Genomic DNA, 16,420 nt, shown 5'->3' with positions numbered 1-16,420 from the left:
GCTGGCAGCTCCGAGTCTTCGCCAAATTGCTCCCTGGGGTTATGGGTCCCGGGTCAGCGCTCCGCTTCGCTGCGCTTGTCCGGGACGACGGCGGAGTTCTCGGAACGACCTCAACACCCTCACCCCGCCTTCCCCAGATGCTCCAGCGCATCCTCGGCCCGCAGCGGCACGCGCGAGGCCTCGTTGTTGAGATCGACGAGCTGCACCAGGAGCCCCATCAGCTGCTTGCGGTCGGCGGGCTTGAGCGGCTCCAGCATCCGCGCCTGGGCGCGTTCGACGGCGGGAATGATCTCGCGCAGGATCGCCGCGCCCGATTTGGTCAGATGGAGCAGCTTGATCCGCTTGTCCTCGGGGGCCGGCTTGCGCTCGACATAGTCCTTGGCCTGCAGACGCTCGATCACGCTGCCGAGCGTGGAGCGGTCGAAGGCGATCACCGCCGACAGCCGCGTCGCGTCGATGCCGGGATGGGTGTGGATCGCGATCAGCGCCGCATATTGCACCGGGGTGAGGTCGAACGCCTTGCACTCCTCCATGAAAATCGAGACCGCGATCTGCTGCATGCGCCGGAACAGATACCCCGGCGCGGCATAAACCGCGTCGATCGTGATCGGAGGGGGAGGCTTACTCGGCATCGGGCTGCTTCTCCGGTGCGGCATTGGCGAACGCGGGGAGGGCTTTTGCGGCCGCCTCTGCCGCGAGCAGGCGCGGATAGGCCGAGACATCGACGCCGAAACGGTGGGCGTTGGCGAGCTGCGGCACCAGGCAGAGATCGGCGAGCGTCGGCGCATCGCCGAAGCAGAACGGCCCGGGCTCGTCCCGGATCAGCGTCTCGCAGGCCGACAGCCCCTCGCGGTTGACCCACGCCGCCCAGTCCTGGACCTTCTCCTCGGGCAGGCCGAGCTCGCGCAGCCGCGCCAGCACCTTCAAATTCTGCACCGGATGGGTATCACAGGCGATCGCCAGCGCGAACGCCCTCACCTTGGCGCGCCGCAACGGATCCTTCGGCAGCAGCGGCGGATTGGGGTGCGTCTCGTCGAGCCATTCGATGATTGCGACCGATTGGGTCAGCACTGCCCCCGCATCATCCTCCAGCGCCGGCACGAGACCCTGCGGGTTGATGGCAAGATAAGCGGGCGCGCATTGCTCGCCTTTGCGTAAGTGATGCGGGAGATGCGCAGCCTTGAGGCCCTTCAGGTTCAGCGCGATCCGTACCCGATAGGCGGCGCTGGAGCGGAAATAGCCGTGCAGCTTCATTGGGACCCTCCCTCTTGATTTTTCTTCCGTCATTCCGGGGCTCGCGAAGCAGGAACTATGGTGCGCACTTGCGCACCAGAGAATCTCGAGATTCCGGATGCGATGCTATCGCATCGCTCCGGAATGACGACAACCGGCGACCACCAACATTGACGCTACCTAGATCGTCAGTATACTGTCAATCAACAAGACGAACGGGAGCGCCGCCATGGAAGCCGTGACCAAGACGCCGGAACGCGAGGCGTTCTACAAGAAGATCGACGGCGAAAACCTCACCGCGCTGTGGACGGTGATGAGCGATCTGATCACGCCGGAGCCGAAGAGCGCCTGCCGGCCGCACCTCTGGAAATTCGACGTCATCCGCGACTACATGACGGAGGCCGGCAAGCTGATCACCGCCAAGGAAGCCGAGCGGCGCGTGCTGGTGCTGGAGAACCCCGGCCTGCGCGGGCAGTCCAAGATCACGACCTCGCTGTATGCCGGCGTGCAGATGGTGGTGCCCGGCGACGTCGCGCCGGCGCACCGGCACAGCCAGTCGGCGCTGCGCTTCGTGCTCGAAGGCAAGGGCGCCCATACCGCCGTCGACGGCGAGCGCACCGCGATGGAGCCCGGCGATTTCATCATCACGCCGTCGATGACCTGGCACGATCATTCCAACGAGACCGATCAGCCGATGTTCTGGCTGGATGGCCTCGACATTCCGCTGGTGCAGTTCTTCGACTGCTCCTTTGCGGAAGGGTCGAAAGAGGACCAGCAAAGGATCACAAAACCCGCTGGCGACAGCTTTGCGCGCTACGGCCACAATCTGCTGCCGGTCGACGTCAAGCGGACTTCGAAGACCTCGCCGATCTTCAGCTATCCCTACGCCTACACGCGCGAGGCGCTGGAGAAAGCCAGAATGAGCCAGGAGTGGGACGCCTGCCACGGCCTCAAGCTGAAGTTCAGCAACCCCGAGACCGGCGATTTCGCGATGCCGACCATCGGCACTTTCATCCAGCTTCTGCCCAAGGGTTTCAAGACCGCGCGCTATCGTTCGACCGATGCCACCGTGTTCTGCCCGATCGAAGGCCGCGGCCGCAGCCGCATCGGCGATGCCGTCTTCGAATGGGGCCCGCGCGATCTGTTCGTGGTGCCGAGCTGGCAATGGGTCACGCACGAGGCGGAGGACGATGCCGTGCTGTTCAGCTTCTCGGACCGGCCGGTGCAGCAGAAGCTGGATCTGTTTCGCGAGGATCGCGGGAACGCGTGAGGTGCTCTGCTGGCCATACATTCGGTGTCGTCCCGGCGAAGGCCGGGACCCATACCGCGTGATCTATCAATTGCGGAAGGTAGACGGAGCGAACGCCTGATCTTCGCCAAACTCCTCCCTGGGGTTATGGGTCCCGGCTTTCGCCGGGACGACGACGGAGGTGGTAGCGCGCGCTTCCAGCCACATTGCGACTGGGGCTACCGCCAGTGCAAGAGCCGCGTCTCCAGCCAGCCGATCACCTTCCCCACCGCCAGCCCGAACACCGAGAGGATCACCACACCGGCCAGCAGCTGATCCGTCTGCATCAGATTGCCAGCCTGGAGCACGAAAGCGCCGATGCCGTATTGGGCGCCGATCATCTCGGCGCTGACGACGAGCAGCAGCGCGACGGATGAGGTGATGCGGAAGCCGGCGAGGATCGCGGGCAGCGCGCCGGGCCAGATCACCTTGCGCACGATGGTCGCGAACGGAACGTTGAAGCTCTGCGCCATGCGGATCAGGTTGCGCGGCACGGCATCGACGCCGCTATAGACCGAGATCGCGGTCGAGAAGAACACCCCGAGCGCAATGGTCGCGATCTTCGGCTCTTCGCCGATGCCGAGCCAGAGGATCAACAGCGGCAGCAGCGCGATCTTCGGGATCGGGAACAGCGCCGAGATGAAGGTGATGCCGACGCTGCGCGCGAGCCGCGACAGGCCGATGGCAAAGCCGACGGCAACGCCGGCCGCCGTCCCCAGCAGCCAGCCGACGCCGATGCGCAGCAGCGAGGCCGACAGATGCTGCCAGAGCGCGCCGGAGACCGCGAGCTGGTAGATCGCGCGGACGATCGCAGCGGGCGTCGGCAGAAATAGCGCATTGACGAGGCCGGTGCTGCCCGCCGCCTGCCAGATCGCGATGACGAGGGCCAGCGCGATCCAGCCGCCGAAACGGCTGCTGGCGGGGACGAAGCCGGCGCCGCGAAAGCGGACGCTCCGCGTCGCGCCGTCCTTCGCAGTGTCAGCCGCCGCACGATCAAGCATGCTGGACCTCGCGCTCGGCATCGATGGCCTCGTTGCGGATCAGCGACCAGATCTGGTTCTGCAGCGCCAGCAGCTTCTCGCGCGCCGCCGTCTCACCGCGTTCGGTGCGCGTCATCGGCACGGCCACGACCTCGCGGATGCGGCCGGGCCGCCGCGATAGCACCACGATGCGATCGGCCAGCCGCGCAGCCTCTTCGAGATTATGGGTGACATAGACCGCGCCCATGCCGCCATCGGCGAGCAGGCGGACGAAATCCTCCATCAGGAGTTCGCGGGTCTGCGAATCCAGCGCGGAGAGCGGCTCGTCCATCAGGAGGATCGCGGGCTTCACCGCCAGCGCGCGCGAGATGCCGACACGCTGGCGCATGCCGCCGGAGAGCTGCTTGGGATAGGTTTTGCGAAAATCAGTCAGCCCCGTGCGGCGCAAGGCATCCTCGACCAGCTCACGGCGTTGCGTGGCCGAGAGCTGGGTGTGCAGCAAAGGGAATTCGACATTCTCCTCCACGCTCGCCCAGGGCAGCAGCGCAAAATCCTGGAACACGAAGGTCAGCGGGTTGAGACTATCCGACGGCGGCGCGCCGCGCAGCTCGGGCGCACCTGAGGTCGGCTGCAGCAGGCCGCCGAGGATCGACAGCAACGTGCTCTTGCCGCAGCCGGAGGGGCCGACGATCGCCACCACCTCGCCGGCGCTGACCGTGAAGGAGACGTCGTCGAGCACGGCGAGATCGCCGAAGCGGTGGGAGATGTGGTTGGCGATCAGGTCCATGCGGCGATCCCTCTCACTCCTGGCCCGTCATCCCTGCGCAACGGCGAAGCCGTTGTCGCTGGAGGTGCTCGACTTGCGGCTTGCCGCAAGTCGAGCCTCGAAGGATGTGCGGCCCCGAGCAGCTCGGCCGTGCATCCTTCGAGGCTCGCAGCGCAGTGCGGATGCACTGCGCTACTCGCACCTCAGGATGACGGGGATAGAGGAGAGCTTGCATCAATCAATCCGCCTTCACAAATTCCTTGGCGATGATCGCATTCGCATCAAAGCCCTTGTCGGCAAAGCCCTGCTCCTGCAGCCATTTGATCTGGTTGTCGACGTTCTTCACGTCGAGCTTGCCGTCGGGATCGATATAGGCGCAATTGCCGACCACCTGCTCCACCGGCAGATTGGTGTACCTTGCTATGATCTCCAGCAGCGGTTTTGTCTGCTCGTTGATCGGCGCGACACCGTCCTTCATCGCGGCGAGGATGATGTCGTGATATTCGCGGTCGGCCTTGGCGAGCGCGCCGAGCAGCTTCGTCACCAGCGCCTTGTTGGTCAGCGTCTTCGGCGAGGCGAACACCGCACCCAGCTGCCACGGCGTCTCGTCGCCGACCCAGCCCAGGAACTTGGCGCCGCCTTCGTCCGTGAGCTTTCGCGCGGTCGAGATCGGCAGCAGCGCCGCATCGACGGTCTCGCCCTTGAGCGCGGCGGCGGCGTTCGACAGCGATTGCAGCGGCACGATCTTCACCTCAGAGAGCTTGAAGCCGTATTTGTCGGCGAGCAGGCCGAGCGAATAGTGAAAGGATGATCCGACCTGCGTCATCGCCACGCGTTTGCCGGCGAGATCCTTCGGCGTCTTCAGCCCGGCCGCGTAAGCGTTGTTGCTGGCGAAATAACCGATCAGGGGATAGCCTGCTTTCTCGCGGCTCATCCCGCCGATCACCTTCAACGTACCCTTGCCGGCGAGATTGTAGAGGCCCGCGGTGAAGGCGGTGATGCCGAAATCGACGTCGCCCGAGGTCGTGGCGACCGCGATCGGCTGGGCCGCGTCGAAGAACTTCAGCTCGACCTCCAAGCCGGCCTCGCGAAAATAGCCCTTGTCCTGCGCGATGAAGACGGGCGCGGAGGAGGACAGACGAAGCACGCCGATCCTGGCCTTCAGCGCATCCTCGGCTGTCGCACCGCCCATCGCCGTGATCGCCAGAAGGCCCGCAAGCGCGAGCCGCATGATCCCGATCATCCCGTTTCCTCCACCGTCGTTCTATTGCAACCCGTCACAATCCTTCCGGCACCGGCTGGTCCCGTCCGATGAAGGCGCCCTGTTGTTTCAACGTTTCCTGCAACTTTTCAATGGGGATTTCGCGCGGAATCCGGTTTCCGGAGAGCGCCAGCGCGGCGGCGGAACCGGCCGCCTCACCCATCACGAAACAGGCCCCCGACACCCGCGCCGCGGACTGGCCCTCATGGGTCATCGAGGCGCAGCGGCCGGCGACCAGGAGATTGTCGATGCCTTCAGGCACCAGCATCCGATATGGCAGCTCGTTATAGCCGCGCGATTCCGGGATCGGCGGGAAGGTGAAGACGACGTCGCCGGGCACATGGGCCTCGATCGGCCAGCCATTGACGCCAATGGAATCCTCGAACGAGGCACAGCCCAGCACGTCCTCGCCGCTGAGCTGGTAGCCGCCCCTGATGCGGCGGGTCTCGCGGATGCCGAGCTGCGGCGGCAGATCGACGATGTAGGATTTTTCAAAGCCCGGCACGGTGCGCAGGAATTCGAACGCGGCGAGCGCCTGCTTGCGGCCCTCGATCTCGCCGCGGGTCAGGTCGTCGGGCTCGACGCCGTTGATGGCATGGCCGTCCTCGCGCGCCACTTGCGTAAAGTTCACCCGCCATTCGATGCCGGATTTCTGCGGCCGCACGATGGCGCTTTTGCGCGGGAATGTGTGGGTGCCGGCCGCGATGGCTCTCTCCATCAATTGCGGAATGGTGCGCCAGGCATCGCCCGCCTTGTCGGGATCGATGCCGTTGAGGCGGAGCATCATCGAGGGGTACATCGGATGGCCGTGCTCATCGCCGATCTCGAACGGCGCGCCGGCCCACACGGCGAGGTCGCCGTCACCGGAGCAGTCGATGAAGATCTCCGATCGCACCGCCTGCCGTCCGGCCTTGGTCTCGACCATCAGCGCGTCGATGCGGCTGTTGTCACCCATCACGACGCCGGCGCCGAGCGCGTGGAAGAGGATGTGCACCTTGTGGCTCGCGAGCAACTGATCAGCCGCGATCTTGTAGGCCGCGGTGTCGTAGGCCTGCGCAAAGACCTTGCCGAGGATCAGATGCGGCGTGTTCAGCCCGTTGAGCCGATCGATCCGCGCCAGCAGCTCGGACGCCATGCCCTGCACGAGGCGATGGGCCTGGCCGTAGACATTGCCATGCAGACCGCAAAAATTTGTGACACCGGCAGCGGTGCCCATGCCGCCGAGAAAGCCATAGCGCTCGATCAGAAGCGTCTTCCGCCCCGCGCGTGCTGCGGACGCCGCCGCCACGATGCCGGCCGGGCCGCCGCCAAGCACGACGACTTCATATTCGCCATAGAGCGGCACCTGTCGTGCCGGTTCTTCGATCGTCATGGCCCGCATGGCGCGTCCCTTCCCAAATCTCTTGCTTGGGGTCGACTATGAATTAACGCGAGGTCGGCTACAATCCACCAAAATACGCGATCAGCTTTCGCGAATCGAGAAAGGTCGACATGGACATCCTGGTGAACCTGCAGGCCTTCCTGGCGACCGCCGACGCCACCGGCTTCTCGGCCGCGGCGCGAAAGCTCGGCGTCTCGACCTCGGTGGTGGCAAAACGCGTCACGCAGCTGGAGGCGCGGATCGGCACGGCACTGTTTCACCGCTCGACCCGGCAATTGCGGCTGACCGAAGCCGGACAGCGCTATGTGCATCGCGCACGCGGCGTGGTGACCGACGCGACTGATCTGCTCTCGCGCATGGGCGAGAAGGGCCACGACCTCGTCGATCACCTGCGCATCAAGGCGCCGACGTCGCTGACGGTGGCGCGGCTTGCGGATGCCTTCAGCGCATTCCAGACCCAGAACCCGAAGCTGAAGCTCGATATTGTACTGATCGACCGCCCGGTCGATCCCGTCACCGAAGGTTTTGACATCGCCATCGGCGCTTTCCCGCATTCGTTCGGCGGCGTGGTCGACGAGCCGCTCTGCGCGCTGAAGCGGCTGCTCTGCGCCTCGCCCGCCTATTTGAAGAAACATGGCACGCCAAAACATCCGCGCGACCTCGTCGAGCATCGCTGCCTCAGCTTCATGCCGACGGGACCTGAATGGATCTTCGACGGACCACGCGGCCGCATCAGCATCCAGGTCAGCCCGCTGCTCTCCACCAATGAGGGACACGTGCTGGCGCGCAGCGCGATCGCCGGCAACGGCATCGCGCTGATCTCGCATTATCTCGTCACGGACGCCTTGCGCGACGGCACGCTCAAGCCGGTGCTGCGCGACTTTCCGATTCCGGAGCTGTGGGTGAAAGCCACGATCCCCGAGCGGCGGCGCAATGCCGCCGCGGTGCAAGCGCTGCTGACGTTGCTGAAAACGTCACTGGCGCCGTCGCTGTAGGCCGTAGCCCGCATGAAGCGAAGCGGAATGCGGGGACGCCGGCCCCGGATTACGCTGCGCTCCATCCGGGCTACGCGTGAACAACAAGACCGTTGCCCGGGAATGACAGACCTGACAGAAGTGCCCGCATGGATTCGACGCTCTTGAAATTCGCCCTGCCCGCCCTGATCGCTCTCGCGATCTCCGCCGCTCCCGCCGCAGCCGTGGAGCAAAACTGCCGCTTCATCCAGGCCAAGCCCGAGCGCGAGGCCTGCTACAAGCGGCAGGAGGACGAACTCGCCGCGAAGCGCAAGCCCGTTGCACCCGCCAATGACGGTCAGACACTCGAAACGCTGCGCCAGATGCGGCAGGACGACGACGCTGTCTATCGCAGCATCAACAACATCTGCCGCGGCTGCTGACGCTCAACCTCTCCCGCCGCCCCAATTCCCCGCCCGCTTCTCCGCAAACGACGCCAGCCCTTCCGCCGCTTCCGCGCTCTGGCGCTTGAGCGAATGCAGCTGGACGAGCCGCGCGTACGCCGCGTCATCGACGGCCATACCGCCGAACGAGCTCTCCAGCGCGAGCTTCTTGGTCTCAGCCATCGCCTCCGGCCCGTTGGCGAGCAATTGCTCGACCACCTTGGCGCCGGCGGCTTCGAGATCAGCGAGCGGGACCACCTCATGGACAAGGCCGATGCGGCGGGCGTCCTCGGCGCCGAAGCGCTCGCCGGTGAGCGCGTAGCGGCGGACCTGGCGCACGCCGACGGCGTCGCAGAGCTGCGGGATGATGATCGCCGCGGTCAGGCCCCAGCGCACCTCGGTGATCGAGAACAGGGCGTTGTCCGCGGCGATCACGACGTCGCAAGCCGCGATCACGCCGGTGCCGCCACCGAAACAGCCGCCCTGCACCAGCGCCACCGTCGGGATCGGCAGCGTGTTGAGCCGCTGCACGGCTTCGAAGGTCGCGCGCGAGGCCGCCTCGTTCGCATCAGCCGATTGCGGCCGCACGCCGTTGATCCATTTCAGGTCGGCGCCGGCCTGGAAATGCTTGCCATTACCCTTGAGCACGACGACGCGAAGATTCGGCTTTTTGCCGAGATCGTCCATCGCCGCGAGCACGCCTGCGATCAGCGCGCCGTCATAGGCGTTGTTGACCTCCGGCCGGTTCAACGTGACGGTCGCAACCCCACGCTCGTCGAGGGTCCACAGCACGGGGCTGGCAGTCATCGGCGATCCTCCGGTCATTGGTTTGCCGTGCACTATGGCCGAGGCAACGCATCCCGATCCATATCTTTCCAGCGTGGGGCGGTCGCGCCCATCGCATGGCGGCTTGTGTCATGGTGGCGCGGGGCGGCAGTTTGGGACCAGGAACGGAATCATCATGCGCATCTGCATTTTCGGCGCGGGCGCCGTCGGCAGCCACATCGCGGTCCGGCTGGCGCGCGCTGGTCATGACGTTTCGTGCGTGATGCGAGGGGCGCATCTGGAGGCAGTCCGGGCGGGTGGCCTCAAACTGCGCGTCGGCGATTCCGAGGTCTCCGCCAAGGTGAACGCCTCGGGCGACCCAGCCCAGCTCGGTCCGCAGGACGTCGTGATCTCGACGCTGAAGGCCACTGCGCTCCCGGGGCTGGTCGCCAGCATCAAGCCGCTGCTTCAGGACGACACCGCCATCGTCTTTGCGCAGAACGGTATTCCCTGGTGGTACGGGATCGGCCTGCCGCCGCGGCACCCGACACCTCCGGACATTTCCTTCCTCGACCCCGGCGGACGCTTGCGCGCCTGCATCCCGAAGGAGCGGATCATCGGCGGCGTCGTCTTCTCCTCCAACGAGGTGACCGCGCCCGGCGTGGTGCACAACCTCACCCCGGACCGCAACCGCCTGCTGATCGGCGAATGCGACGACCGCAATTGCGAGCGCATCACCAAGCTGCGCGGCGTCTTCAACGACGCGCGGCTGGAATCACCGCCGGTCGCCGAGATCCGTGAGGCGATCTGGTCAAAGCTGCTGACCAACATGTCGCTGTCGGTGCTGTGCCTGCTCACCGGCCAGACCGCACGCGGCGTGCGCGACGACGCCGCCTTTGCGGACGTCATCCCGCGCATGCTGAACGAGGCCAACGACATCGCGCAGCACTTCATCCCCGAGGTCAAGCGCGTGACGCGCAGTGGACCCGCCCCCAATCACAAGCCATCGCTGCTGCAGGACTACGAGCTCGGCCGCGCCATGGAGATCGACGTGCTGGTGAAGGCGCCCGCCGCCTTCGCGCGCACGGCAGGCCTGTCGACACCGACGCTCGACCTGATCGCCGCGCTCGCGATCCAGAAGGCGCGCGACAAGGGGCTCTATTCCGCCTGAGCCTCAGGCGAGCGTGTCGATCCAGGCTACGAGCGCGTTCAGTACCTCTGTGAGCGCCTCGTCATTGCTACGGCCGGATTTCTTCAGCACCGCGAACGAGTGATCGCCGCCTTCGATCTCATGCAGCGTCGCCCTCTTCGGACCGAGTTTCTCGACGACAGGCTTGAGGTAGCTCAGATCAGCAAGCCCATCGCGCGTGCCTTGCAGGAACAGCATGGGGATGGTGACGCCGGCGAGGTGCTCGGCGCGCTCGGACGACGGCTTCTTGTCGGCGTGCAGGGGAAAGCCTAGGAAGGCGAGCCCTTTGACATCAGGCAACGGCGCCTTGGACTGCGCCTGCGAGGTCATGCGTCCGCCGAATGATTTGCCGCCTGCGACGAGCGTCACCCCGGGGCACAGCCGCGCCGCCTCCGCGACTGCCGCGCGGATCGCCGCGTGCGCGACCGCCGGCTGGTCGGGACGTCCCTTCTTCTCTTCCATGTAGGGAAAATTGAAGCGCAAGGTCGCGATGCCGCGCTCGGCAAGGCCGGCCGAGACCTTCTCCATGAACGCATGCCGCATATCTGCGCCCGCGCCATGCGCCAGCACGTAACAGGCACGCGCATTGTCCGGCTGCGTCAGAATCGCCGAGACCGTGCCGATGCGCTCGATCTCGAGCTTGAGCTCTTGTGTTTTGGTCGCCAAGATCAGACATCCCGACAGACGCCACCCCGGCCGCCTTGGTAGCGTCACCGGCGCAGCCTGAAAACACAATAATTGCCGCGGCCGACTGGCCTACCAAGCCGGAAAGCCGCATCAACCGAGGTAATCATGTCCTACCGCTCCTCCTGGATGACCGAAGAACTCGATGTCTTCCGCGACCAGTTCCGGAAATATCTCACCAAGGATCTGGCGCCGCATGCCGAAAAATGGCGCGAGCAGAAGATGGTCGACCGCTTCGCCTGGCGCGGTCTCGGCGAGATGGGCGCGCTGCTGGCGAGCGTGCCGGAGGAATATGGCGGGCTGGGCGCCACCTTCGCCTATGACGCGGCGGTGCTGGACGACCTCGAAAGCACGGTGCCGGAGCTGACGACCGGCGTCTCCGTGCACAGCGCCATCGTCGCGCATTACATCCTCAACTACGGCTCGGAGGAGCAGAAGAAGCGCTGGCTGCCGAAGATGGCCTCGGGCGAGATGGTCGGCGCCATCGCCATGACCGAGCCCGGTACCGGCTCGGATCTGCAAGCCGTCAAGACCACGGCGAAGAAGCAGGGCAATTCCTACGTCATCAACGGCCAGAAGACCTTCATCACCAACGGCCAGGCCGCCGATCTCGTCATCGTGGTCGCGCGCACCGGAGACGTCGGCGCCAAGGGCATTTCGCTGATCGTGGTCGAGACCGCGGGCGCGGACGGCTACAAGCGTGGGCGCAACCTCGACAAGATCGGCCTGCACGCCTCCGACACCTCGGAACTGTTCTTCGACAACGTCACCGTGCCGCCCGAGAACCTGCTCGGCAAGGAGGAAGGCCAGGGTTTTGTGCAACTGATGCAGCAATTGCCGCAGGAGCGGCTTGCGCTCGCGGTCGGCGCCGTCGCCGCGATGGAGCGCGCGATAAAACTCACCACCGAGTACACCAAGGAGCGCAAAGCCTTCGGCAAGCCGCTGATCGACTTCCAGAACACCGCCTTCAAGCTCGCCGAGCGCAAGACCGAGGCGATGATCGCCCGCGTCTTCGTCGACTGGTGCATCGAGCGCCTGGTCGCCGGGGATCTCGACACCGTCACGGCGTCGATGGCGAAATACTGGTGCTCGGAGAAGCAGGTCGAGACCGCCGACGAATGCCTCCAGCTGTTCGGCGGCTACGGCTACATGCAGGAATACCCGATCTCGCGCATCTTCATCGATTCCCGCATCCAGAAAATCTACGGCGGCACCAACGAGATCATGAAGCTGCTGATCGCCAGGTCGCTGTGATCCGGTTGCTGTGAGCAGCTACTTCATCCGTTTGTCGGCGGCGATGAAGTCGATGAAGGTCCTGACCTTCGCGGAGAGATATTTGCGGCTCGGATAGACCGCGAACAGCTTTCCGGCGAAGATGATGTGGCCGGGCATGACGTGCTCCAGACGACCGCTGGCGATGTCCTCGGCGACCAGCCATTTCGGCAGGAAGGCGAGGCCCATGCCTTCGATTGCTGCCATGTGCAGCAGCGTTTCGTTGCCGCTGCGCAGCACCGGGTTGAGCTTGACGGTCTCGGGGCCGTGCTCGCCCGTGAAGGAGAAGCTCTCGCCCGGGTAAAGCGCGTAGTGCAGCAGCGGCTGGCCGGCGAGATCGGCGAAGGTCGATGGACGGCCCGCGCGTTTGAGGAAGGCGGGAGCCGCCACCATGTAGAACGGGACGCTGGTGATCGGACGCGCGATCAGCGCCTCGTCCGGCGTGCCGGTTGCGCGAAGTGCAAGATCAAAACCCTCCTCGACCAGGTTGACCAGGCGGCCACTGAGATCGACGTCGAGACGGACCTCGGGATAGCGCGCCTGATAGTCCGCCAGCACGCCCGCAAAAATCGCGTTCGCCATCCACACCGGTGCGGTCAGGCGCAGCGTGCCGTGCGGAACAACGGTGGCATTGCTGACGGCCGCTTCGACCTCGTCGAGCGAATCCAGCATCTGCCGCGCCTGCTCGAAATAGAGCGCGCCGCTTTCGCTCAGGCTGACGCGCCGGCTGGTCCGGTTCAGCAGCCGCGTGCCGAGCCGCTTCTCGAGCTGCATCACGTGCTTGCTCGCCATGGCCGGGGAGATGCGCAGGCGCTGTGCCGCGGTCGCGAAGCTCTTCAGCTCGGCGACCAGGCAAAACACCCTCATGCTGACCAGAGAATCCATGAGATCATCAACATCCAGGAAATGAACTAATCCCGAAGCCGATAATGATCAAAAACGGTGAAACTATCAAATGGTGGCAACCCTCACATTCTGGAGAACCACCATGTCCACCGCCACCTTCGAGACCCCCGCCCCCGGCCGCGCCCTCCGCATCGGCCTCTGGGCCGCGCAGGTCCTCCTCGCCTTCGTCTTTATCTCGGCGGGGCTGGTAAAGCTGACCACGCCGATTCCCCAGCTGGCCGCGATGATGCCCTGGGCCGGCCAGTATTCGGAGACCTTCGTCCGCTCCATTGCCTTGGTCGACCTCGCCGGCGGCATCGGCATCCTGCTGCCGGCCCTGACGCGGATCCTGCCGCGGCTGACGGTGCTGGCCGCGCTCGGCTGCGCGGTGTTGCAGGTCATTGCGCTGGTCTTCCATCTCTCGCGCGGCGAAGCCGCGGTGACGCCGCTCAACGTCGTCCTGCTGGCGCTCAGCCTGTTCGTGCTGTGGGGTCGCAACGGCAAGGCGCCGATCGCGCCGCGTCAATTCTGATCGACGGGAACGCCGCACCATGATCTCTGCCAATGGATGGTCTCGCAGGGGGCTGCTGGCGGGCGCATCGATCCTCACGGCCGCCGGCACCGCCGCGGCCAAGGAGGATCGTCTCACCGAGGGCGTCGTGATCCTCATCGACAGCAACGAGCCCTATGTCATGGGCCACGCGATCAGCTACTCGGCCAATCTCGCCAAGCACTTTGCCGACAAGGGCGCGAAAATGCTGATCGAGGTCGTCGCCAACGGCAAGGGCATCGACATCTTCCGCGCCGACAAGACGCCACTGATCGAGCCGCTGGCGACGCTGCGGCAATCGCTGCCGAGCCTCAGTTACAGCATGTGCGCCTCGTCCAAGGCGATCGCGGAAGCCAAGGAGCAGGTCTCGATCCCGCTGATTGCGGGCGCGAACCTCGTCCCGTTCGGCATCGGACGCGTGGTCGACCTGCAACTCAAAGGCTGGGCCTATATTCATGCGTGAGAAGCCGCGCGCGTTGTCGCGGCGATCGCTCCTGATCGCCGCGCCGGCCTATCTCACCGTCCTGCGCACCGCCGGCGCGCAGGACAGCTGGCCGCCGGTGTTCGAAGCCGGCCGCAGCCAGTTCACAGTGGTACGGCCGCACGCGGTGATGCCACAATTGCGGCTTCAGGACCCGCACGGCAAGGACGTCGTCGTGGCTGCCAAGCTGGGCCGCATCACATTGGTAAACTTCTGGGCCACCTGGTGCGCCGCCTGCAAGCTCGACCTGCCCATGCTGGCAAGCCTTGCGGCCTCGCGGCCCGACCGGCTCGACATCGTCGCGATCTGCACCGACACCAAAGACCTGCGCAAGATCCGCACCTTTCTCGGCGGCCTCTCGTTGCAGAACCTCGCCTGCTATGTCGATGCTTATGGCGCGGCGGCCCAGGCCTCCACCGAAATGTTCTCGATCGTCGGAATGCCCATCACCTATCTCGTCGGAACGAGCGGGCGCGTCGAAGGCTACATCGCCGGTGCGCCCGACTGGCTGTCGCCGGCGGGCACGCGCCTGCTGCAATACTATCGCGAGCAGAGCTAGCGCCGACTCAATTCGGATGCCACCAGCGGCCGCCGATGACGACACCTTCGGACACGATCTTGCGGTCGCCAATCAGATGCTCGCCGACGACGTCCTCGTAATCGAACTGGCCCTGTTTGACCGAGATCAGCGTGGCGTCGCCGACGCAACCCGGCTTGAGGCTGCCGAGCTCGGGGCGACGCAGCGCCATTGCAGCATTCACCGTCGAGGCCGCGATCACGTCGGACAGCTCCATGCCCATGCACAGGAACTTCGACATGGTCGTCACCTGGTCGTAGGCGGGGCCGTCGATGCAGAGCTGGTGGATATCGGAGGAGATGGTGTCCGGATAGAAGCCGTTGGCAAGCATCGCGCGCGCGGTCTTGAACGCGAACGAGCCCTTGCCGTGGCCGATGTCGAACAGCACGCCGCGCTCGCGCGCGTCCAGCACCGCCTTCTTCACCGTGCCCTGCGCGGTCGCCGGCGTGTTCGGGAAGGGGCGGAACGCATGGGTCAGCACGTCGCCGGGCCGCAGACGTGCCAGCACCTCCTCATAGCTCGGCGGCGGATGGTCGATATGCGCCATCAACGGCATGCCGACCTCGTTCGCGACCTCGAGCGCGATGTCGAGCGGCACGACCCCCGACGTGCCCGAGGAATGCAGGCCGACGCGCACCTTAATGCCGACGATGAGGTCGCGGTTGGCATCGGCCACCTTGGCCGCCTCGATCGGGTTCATCAGCCGCAGCTCCTCGCTCTCGCCGACCATGATCCGGTGCGAGAAACCGAAGATGCCGGCGTGCGAGACGTGCAAATAGGCGAGGATCCGGACCTGGCTCGGCTCGATCACATGCTTGCGGAAGCCGGCGAAATTGCCGGGGCCGGCGCTGCCGGTATCGACCGCCGTGGTGACGCCGGAGAGGCGGCAGAACTCCTCGGCATCGATGCCGAGCGAGGTGCCGCCCCAATAGACATGGGTGTGGAGATCGATCAGTCCCGGCGTCACGATGTAGCGTGAGGCGTCGCGCACCTCCGTGCCCGGATCGGCCTTGAGGGCGCCGCCGACCGCCGCCACCTTGCCGCCGGCAAAGGCGACGTCGGTCACGGCGTCGAGCTTCTGGGAGGGGTCGATCACCCGCCCCCCGCGCAGGATCAAGTCGAAAGGCATCGTCGTCTCCGGATGAGGCAGTGAGGTGCGGCGGCATGGCAGCTGGGCCAGCGAGGAAGGAAGCCGTTCGCTTCTAGCAATTTTCGCGCCGAATGGCGCGGCAAACCGTGACGGTGGCCCATGAGAAATGGGGATCCCGGGAAGATTCGAACTTCCGACCTACGGTTTGGGAAGCCGATGGCGGGGGATCACCCCGCCATCCAACTTCAGTCGTGGCCTTGTCGGAGGATCCCCCAACGGATCCTCCGAGGCAGTTTGTCGAGGGCCAGCTTGTGCGGCTGACCCGTCCCTTACGCGAAGTGGAAGTCGTGGCTGTTCAGCTTGTCGAGCTGCGTGTTCTTCAGCGTGAGCGTGTCGCTCCCGGTCGCGATAACGACGTCGTGGCCTGACTGGGCCGCGTGGGAGAGAACGCCGGCGAAGCTGTCGAACACGCTCTTGCTGAACTCGATCGTGTCGTGAGCAGGTCCACGGGCAGCGAAGTCCTTGATGACGTCCTGGCCGAAGTTCGACGCAAACGTGAACGTATCCGCACCCGCCTTGCCCACCATGACATCGTTGCCGGCGGTGCCGGTCAGCGTGTTGC

Annotated in this window: 18 protein-coding genes, 1 tRNA gene and 1 pseudogene; 8 read left to right on the top strand and 12 right to left on the bottom strand. The window is 65.4% G+C overall.

The genetic code is table 11. The features are described from left to right. Nucleotides 1–119: 119 nt before the first annotated feature. Complete coding sequence (locus AABA84_RS24630) at nt 120–632, bottom strand: MarR family winged helix-turn-helix transcriptional regulator (protein ID WP_338313503.1); 513 nt, start codon at nt 630–632, stop codon at nt 120–122. Continuing rightward, nucleotides 622–1,254 carry a maleylacetoacetate isomerase gene (maiA, locus tag AABA84_RS24625; protein ID WP_338313502.1) on the bottom strand — a complete coding sequence of 211 codons (633 nt, stop codon included), beginning with the start codon at nt 1,252–1,254 and terminating at the stop codon, nt 622–624. Before maiA ends, AABA84_RS24630 begins: the two co-directional genes overlap by 11 nt. A 208-nt stretch (nt 1,255–1,462) precedes the next feature. Between maiA and gtdA the strand changes: the two genes are divergently transcribed. Next, a complete protein-coding gene (gtdA, locus tag AABA84_RS24620; protein WP_338313501.1) occupies nt 1,463–2,503 on the top strand; it encodes a gentisate 1,2-dioxygenase in 1,041 nt (346 codons plus the stop codon). 197 nt (nt 2,504–2,700) lie between these two features. Here the strand turns inward: gtdA and AABA84_RS24615 are convergent, their stop codons facing one another. The 4 genes from AABA84_RS24615 to AABA84_RS24600 all read right to left on the bottom strand — a co-directional run bounded on the left by AABA84_RS24615 (nt 2,701) and on the right by AABA84_RS24600 (nt 6,909). Further along, nucleotides 2,701–3,522 carry an ABC transporter permease gene (locus tag AABA84_RS24615; RefSeq protein WP_212247527.1) on the bottom strand — a complete coding sequence of 274 codons (822 nt, stop codon included), beginning with the start codon at nt 3,520–3,522 and terminating at the stop codon, nt 2,701–2,703. Beyond that, a complete protein-coding gene (locus tag AABA84_RS24610; protein ID WP_338313500.1) occupies nt 3,515–4,288 on the bottom strand; it encodes an ABC transporter ATP-binding protein in 774 nt (257 codons plus the stop codon). Before AABA84_RS24610 ends, AABA84_RS24615 begins: the two co-directional genes overlap by 8 nt. A gap of 217 nt (nt 4,289–4,505) precedes the next feature. After that, nucleotides 4,506–5,510: an ABC transporter substrate-binding protein gene (locus tag AABA84_RS24605; RefSeq protein ID WP_338313499.1), complete on the bottom strand. Its 1,005-nt coding sequence runs from the start codon at nt 5,508–5,510 to the stop codon at nt 4,506–4,508. Nucleotides 5,511–5,544: 34 nt separating this feature from the next. Beyond that, on the bottom strand, nt 5,545–6,909 hold the full coding sequence (locus AABA84_RS24600; RefSeq protein ID WP_338313498.1) for an FAD-dependent oxidoreductase: 1,365 nt from the start codon (nt 6,907–6,909) through the stop codon (nt 5,545–5,547). A 110-nt stretch (nt 6,910–7,019) separates the two neighbouring features. Here AABA84_RS24600 and AABA84_RS24595 point away from each other — a divergent pair, with 110 nt between their 5' ends. Then, the gene (locus AABA84_RS24595) at nt 7,020–7,904 is read left to right on the top strand and encodes a LysR family transcriptional regulator (protein WP_212247535.1); all 885 of its coding nucleotides are present in this window, start codon (nt 7,020–7,022) and stop codon (nt 7,902–7,904) included. Between the two features lie 128 nt (nt 7,905–8,032). After that, the gene (locus AABA84_RS24590; RefSeq protein ID WP_212247537.1) at nt 8,033–8,305 is read left to right on the top strand and encodes a hypothetical protein; all 273 of its coding nucleotides are present in this window, start codon (nt 8,033–8,035) and stop codon (nt 8,303–8,305) included. Nucleotides 8,306–8,308: 3 nt separating this feature from the next. Here the strand turns inward: AABA84_RS24590 and AABA84_RS24585 are convergent, their stop codons facing one another. Beyond that, nucleotides 8,309–9,112 carry an enoyl-CoA hydratase-related protein gene (locus AABA84_RS24585; protein ID WP_212247539.1) on the bottom strand — a complete coding sequence of 268 codons (804 nt, stop codon included), beginning with the start codon at nt 9,110–9,112 and terminating at the stop codon, nt 8,309–8,311. Between the two features lie 154 nt (nt 9,113–9,266). On the opposite strand from AABA84_RS24585, the gene AABA84_RS24580 reads away from it, so the two are divergent. Continuing rightward, the gene (locus tag AABA84_RS24580) at nt 9,267–10,241 is read left to right on the top strand and encodes a ketopantoate reductase family protein (protein ID WP_038947396.1); all 975 of its coding nucleotides are present in this window, start codon (nt 9,267–9,269) and stop codon (nt 10,239–10,241) included. A 3-nt stretch (nt 10,242–10,244) separates the two neighbouring features. Here AABA84_RS24580 and AABA84_RS24575 read toward each other — a convergent pair whose 3' ends face one another. Then, nucleotides 10,245–10,925 carry an alpha/beta hydrolase family protein gene (locus AABA84_RS24575; RefSeq protein WP_338313497.1) on the bottom strand — a complete coding sequence of 227 codons (681 nt, stop codon included), beginning with the start codon at nt 10,923–10,925 and terminating at the stop codon, nt 10,245–10,247. Nucleotides 10,926–11,051: 126 nt separating this feature from the next. Here AABA84_RS24575 and AABA84_RS24570 point away from each other — a divergent pair, with 126 nt between their 5' ends. Next, nucleotides 11,052–12,197, top strand: a complete 1,146-nt coding sequence (locus AABA84_RS24570; RefSeq protein ID WP_338313496.1) for an acyl-CoA dehydrogenase family protein — start codon at nt 11,052–11,054, stop codon at nt 12,195–12,197. An 18-nt stretch (nt 12,198–12,215) separates the two neighbouring features. On the opposite strand, the gene AABA84_RS24565 is transcribed toward AABA84_RS24570, so the two are convergent. Continuing rightward, on the bottom strand, nt 12,216–13,100 hold the full coding sequence (locus AABA84_RS24565) for a LysR family transcriptional regulator (RefSeq protein ID WP_338313495.1): 885 nt from the start codon (nt 13,098–13,100) through the stop codon (nt 12,216–12,218). Nucleotides 13,101–13,203: 103 nt separating this feature from the next. On the opposite strand from AABA84_RS24565, the gene AABA84_RS24560 reads away from it, so the two are divergent. The 3 genes from AABA84_RS24560 to AABA84_RS24550 are packed head-to-tail and all read left to right on the top strand — an operon-like array spanning nt 13,204 to nt 14,690. After that, on the top strand, nt 13,204–13,632 hold the full coding sequence (locus tag AABA84_RS24560) for a DoxX family protein (RefSeq protein ID WP_212247549.1): 429 nt from the start codon (nt 13,204–13,206) through the stop codon (nt 13,630–13,632). Nucleotides 13,633–13,651: 19 nt separating this feature from the next. Continuing rightward, entirely contained in the window at nt 13,652–14,113 is a 462-nt protein-coding gene (locus tag AABA84_RS24555; RefSeq protein WP_338313494.1) for a DsrE family protein, read from the top strand. Continuing rightward, nucleotides 14,106–14,690 (top strand): TlpA family protein disulfide reductase, encoded by a 585-nt coding sequence (locus AABA84_RS24550; protein ID WP_338313493.1) that lies wholly within the window; start codon nt 14,106–14,108, stop codon nt 14,688–14,690. The genes AABA84_RS24555 and AABA84_RS24550 overlap by 8 nt, the downstream gene beginning before the upstream one ends. A gap of 7 nt (nt 14,691–14,697) precedes the next feature. On the opposite strand, the gene AABA84_RS24545 is transcribed toward AABA84_RS24550, so the two are convergent. The 3 genes and pseudogenes from AABA84_RS24545 to AABA84_RS24535 all read right to left on the bottom strand — a co-directional run. Beyond that, on the bottom strand, nt 14,698–15,837 hold the full coding sequence (locus tag AABA84_RS24545; protein WP_338313492.1) for an amidohydrolase/deacetylase family metallohydrolase: 1,140 nt from the start codon (nt 15,835–15,837) through the stop codon (nt 14,698–14,700). A gap of 130 nt (nt 15,838–15,967) precedes the next feature. Beyond that, nucleotides 15,968–16,081 (bottom strand) — tRNA-Gly (locus tag AABA84_RS24540). A gap of 46 nt (nt 16,082–16,127) precedes the next feature. Next, nucleotides 16,128–16,420 (bottom strand): annotated as a pseudogene (locus tag AABA84_RS24535) (Ig-like domain-containing protein); the annotation flags it as partial.

It is taken from the genome of Bradyrhizobium sp. TM239, assembly GCF_036247985.1.
GTDB lineage: Bacteria > Pseudomonadota > Alphaproteobacteria > Rhizobiales > Xanthobacteraceae > Bradyrhizobium > Bradyrhizobium ottawaense.
The sequence above is the reverse complement of the archived record's forward strand: the minus strand, read 5'-3'. Positions and strand labels throughout refer to the sequence as shown.

Excerpts from the sequence above, each read along its gene's own strand:
- AABA84_RS24630 (WP_338313503.1), bottom strand. The coding sequence starts at position 632 with ATGCCGAGTAAGCCTCCCCCTCCGATCACGATCGACGCGGTTTATGCC.
- AABA84_RS24565 (WP_338313495.1), bottom strand. The coding sequence starts at position 13,100 with ATGGATTCTCTGGTCAGCATGAGGGTGTTTTGCCTGGTCGCCGAGCTG.
- AABA84_RS24545 (WP_338313492.1), bottom strand. The coding sequence starts at position 15,837 with ATGCCTTTCGACTTGATCCTGCGCGGGGGGCGGGTGATCGACCCCTCC.
- gtdA (WP_338313501.1), top strand. The coding sequence starts at position 1,463 with ATGGAAGCCGTGACCAAGACGCCGGAACGCGAGGCGTTCTACAAGAAG.
- AABA84_RS24610 (WP_338313500.1), bottom strand. The coding sequence starts at position 4,288 with ATGGACCTGATCGCCAACCACATCTCCCACCGCTTCGGCGATCTCGCC.
- AABA84_RS24585 (WP_212247539.1), bottom strand. The coding sequence starts at position 9,112 with ATGACTGCCAGCCCCGTGCTGTGGACCCTCGACGAGCGTGGGGTTGCG.
- AABA84_RS24600 (WP_338313498.1), bottom strand. The coding sequence starts at position 6,909 with ATGCGGGCCATGACGATCGAAGAACCGGCACGACAGGTGCCGCTCTAT.
- AABA84_RS24590 (WP_212247537.1), top strand. The coding sequence starts at position 8,033 with ATGGATTCGACGCTCTTGAAATTCGCCCTGCCCGCCCTGATCGCTCTC.
- AABA84_RS24555 (WP_338313494.1), top strand. The coding sequence starts at position 13,652 with ATGATCTCTGCCAATGGATGGTCTCGCAGGGGGCTGCTGGCGGGCGCA.
- maiA (WP_338313502.1), bottom strand. The coding sequence starts at position 1,254 with ATGAAGCTGCACGGCTATTTCCGCTCCAGCGCCGCCTATCGGGTACGG.
- AABA84_RS24580 (WP_038947396.1), top strand. The coding sequence starts at position 9,267 with ATGCGCATCTGCATTTTCGGCGCGGGCGCCGTCGGCAGCCACATCGCG.
- AABA84_RS24595 (WP_212247535.1), top strand. The coding sequence starts at position 7,020 with ATGGACATCCTGGTGAACCTGCAGGCCTTCCTGGCGACCGCCGACGCC.
- AABA84_RS24605 (WP_338313499.1), bottom strand. The coding sequence starts at position 5,510 with ATGATCGGGATCATGCGGCTCGCGCTTGCGGGCCTTCTGGCGATCACG.
- AABA84_RS24615 (WP_212247527.1), bottom strand. The coding sequence starts at position 3,522 with ATGCTTGATCGTGCGGCGGCTGACACTGCGAAGGACGGCGCGACGCGG.
- AABA84_RS24550 (WP_338313493.1), top strand. The coding sequence starts at position 14,106 with ATGCGTGAGAAGCCGCGCGCGTTGTCGCGGCGATCGCTCCTGATCGCC.
- AABA84_RS24570 (WP_338313496.1), top strand. The coding sequence starts at position 11,052 with ATGTCCTACCGCTCCTCCTGGATGACCGAAGAACTCGATGTCTTCCGC.
- AABA84_RS24560 (WP_212247549.1), top strand. The coding sequence starts at position 13,204 with ATGTCCACCGCCACCTTCGAGACCCCCGCCCCCGGCCGCGCCCTCCGC.